This is a genomic window from Pararhizobium sp., assembly GCF_035497515.1.
Lineage (GTDB): Bacteria > Pseudomonadota > Alphaproteobacteria > Rhizobiales > Rhizobiaceae > Pararhizobium.
The window spans coordinates 1-2,552 of the sequence record NZ_DATJDJ010000068.1 but is presented as its reverse complement, the minus strand read 5'-3'; the positions used below and the strand labels follow the sequence as shown (position 1 = coordinate 2,552).

General features: G+C 62.8%; 1 protein-coding gene and 1 pseudogene. Both read right to left on the bottom strand.

From position 1 onward, the window contains the following. A pseudogene (locus VL202_RS07935) lies at nucleotides 1-248 on the bottom strand (hypothetical protein); the annotation flags it as partial. 87 nt (nucleotides 249-335) lie between these two features. Further along, on the bottom strand, nucleotides 336-2,051 hold the full coding sequence (locus VL202_RS07930) for a glycoside hydrolase family 32 protein (protein WP_325463587.1): 1,716 nt from the start codon (nucleotides 2,049-2,051) through the stop codon (nucleotides 336-338). Nucleotides 2,052-2,552 lie beyond the last annotated feature (501 nt).

Genomic DNA, 2,552 nt, shown 5'->3' with positions numbered 1-2,552 from the left:
GGAATGAAACCGAGCAGCTTGGTGCGCGGCGGGCGGGCATTGGGACGGAAACCGGATTCGGTATAGATCGTCGCCATAAGGATCGGCACGGGCACGCCATATTCACGAGACGCATGGTTTGCGGCGCGTTGCCAGTTGTTGAACCATCCGTCGCGCTGCTCGAAAATCGCGCAGGCGTTCTGGGTCTGTCTCGGGGCAGTCGCGCAACCGGTCAGAAGCAGCAGGGCGACGATAAACGCAATACGCATCGCTCAGGTCTCTCACTTTCGGAGAGATTACTAACCGGTAAACGTTAAAAAGACGTTTTGAACCAAATTCGATCGATCCTTAACCTCTCACAGCGCCAGCACATGGATCACGGCGGAGCGAGCGCTGCCCGCTTGCGCCTCCAGACGGGCCGACCGCACCGGCTCGAAACCCTCCAGCCGCTTGGTGCCGGACCAGCGGCCGTTGTCGGCGAAGACCTCGATCGAACCGGCATCGAGGAAAATGCGCAACGACGACGGCCGGGCACCGCGCGCCAGGTAACGCGGGGTGTTTTCAGCGTCCGGACGCTGGTAGAGGATCGACAGACCCTCCTCGCCCATATGCACACCGAGCGTCGTGCCGGGGTGATCGAAATGCAGCGTGAACGGCGCACCGGCGGCGTTAAGGTCCAGCACGATTTCCACCGCACCGGTGCCGAGCGGCACGGTTTCGCCCTTCAGCAACGCTGTTTCGTCCAGCAAGCCGGACCGCAGGGTCTTCACGGCGGGAACCGGCGGCGTCAAGATAGTGTCGCCTTCCAGCAGCATCAGTCTCGGCAAGGTCATGGCGGTGGGGAAATCGATGGCGTGGGAGACATCGGCCCAATTGGCGAGCCAGCCGATACCGACAGGCGTTTCGCCATCGACGAAGGCTTGAAAAGCGTAGTTGTCGGTACCGAAATCCAGTTCCTGCTCGAAATCGGCAAGGAACCGCACACCGTCGAAATGGCCGACCGCGACCAGCGTCAGGTTCTTGCGGCCGGTCTCGGCATGGGTGCTGTTGACCAGTCCGTAGCTCAGCGCCCAGCGGGTCTTCGGATCATCGGCAGGCCCATCGAGCGGCAGCAGGCACGGGCATTCGATCACCGCCGTGCCAAAACGCTCCTCCAGCAGCAGGGTGCCGACGAAGCGCCAGCCGCTCGCCGCCGTCGGATCATCGGTCTCGTAAAGCAGGATGACGCCGCCCTGCCCGCTCAGGCTGCCGAGCACCATCTTCCACAGGCCGTCCGGCCCCTTGACGACATAGGGATCGCGGAAATCCAGCGTCAGGCCGAGACCGGACGGACGATTGGCGAGGATCACCTGCGCCTCGCTGGCGGTGATGATGTTGTGCGAGGTGGCGGTCAACTGGATCTGGATTTCCGGCTCGCGCTCGATCACCTGCTCGGTGAAGAAGACGCGGATTCCGCCGTCGTTCTCAATCGGGATCGCAGAGCCGGAGAAGGCCCCGCCGCGCCGGTCCGGACGTGCCATCAAGTCTTCGGACGGGAACAGGAAGATCGGCATGTGATGCCAGTGGATGTAATCTTCGGAGATCGCATGGCCCCAATGCATGGTGTTCCAGCGCAGTCCGTGGGAATAATGCTGGTAGAACAGATGCGGGCGCCCGCCGAAGCGGCCAAAGCCGTTGGGATCGTTCATCCAGCCGAAGGGCGGGCGGAAATGATAGCCGTTCGGCACGGGCGCCGGCGCATTGGCAAGGCTCGTATGCATCACGGTGATGCCATGATCGACCACTTCGGCGGCATTGAAGAAATAGGCGACGGAGACGGCGGTGGTCGCGGTGTCGTAGACGCAGGCGAGATCGCCGCCACTGGTGGCGACGAATGTGCGAAAGACATATTCCTCGGCATTGCCGACCTCGACCTCGCCGATCTTGTCGCCGCCGAGCAGGAAGGCCATCCGCCCCGGCGCATCCGCACCCGTCGCCTTCAGCCAGACATGCAGCGTCGCGCTGACGGGAACCTCGGCCCGCAACGTGCGGATCGTCTCGTTGCCCGGGGTGGGCGGATTGCCATGGAGCATCTGGTCATCCTTTCGCCTCTGAGGCGGCGTTTCAGCCTCGACCTAGTGCTGAAAGGGCGGATGTAAAGGTTTTCGGGCAGCCGAGCGGGCATGCAAATCGTCCCCGCGCGGTGCCCGCCGTGGTTTTACACCTCTGCATCATCCGGACGGGGCACTGGAAATCGCCTCTAACGAATGAAATATGACTGACGCTTTCCAGCGCCCCGTTTGGCGTTCTCTCGGGAGCTTTCCTCCCTACAGACCCCGACTTCGGACCCTCTGCCTCGGGATGATTGCGTTTCGTCGCTTTCCGGGACCGGCATTCAGCATCACAGCCCGGTACGTCACGCATCTTCTCCCGACATGTGCATCCCACAGATTCGCCCACCCCATAAGGACGGAGGGGGTCCATGTTCCGGGGGCTCTCCTTCCGTTCCGCCTGACGTTCGGGGTCAAAAGACCCCGAGGCTTTCCGTGGAGCGCCAGCCCTGCCTCGCCGCAAACGTCTTGCGGTGTATCCGC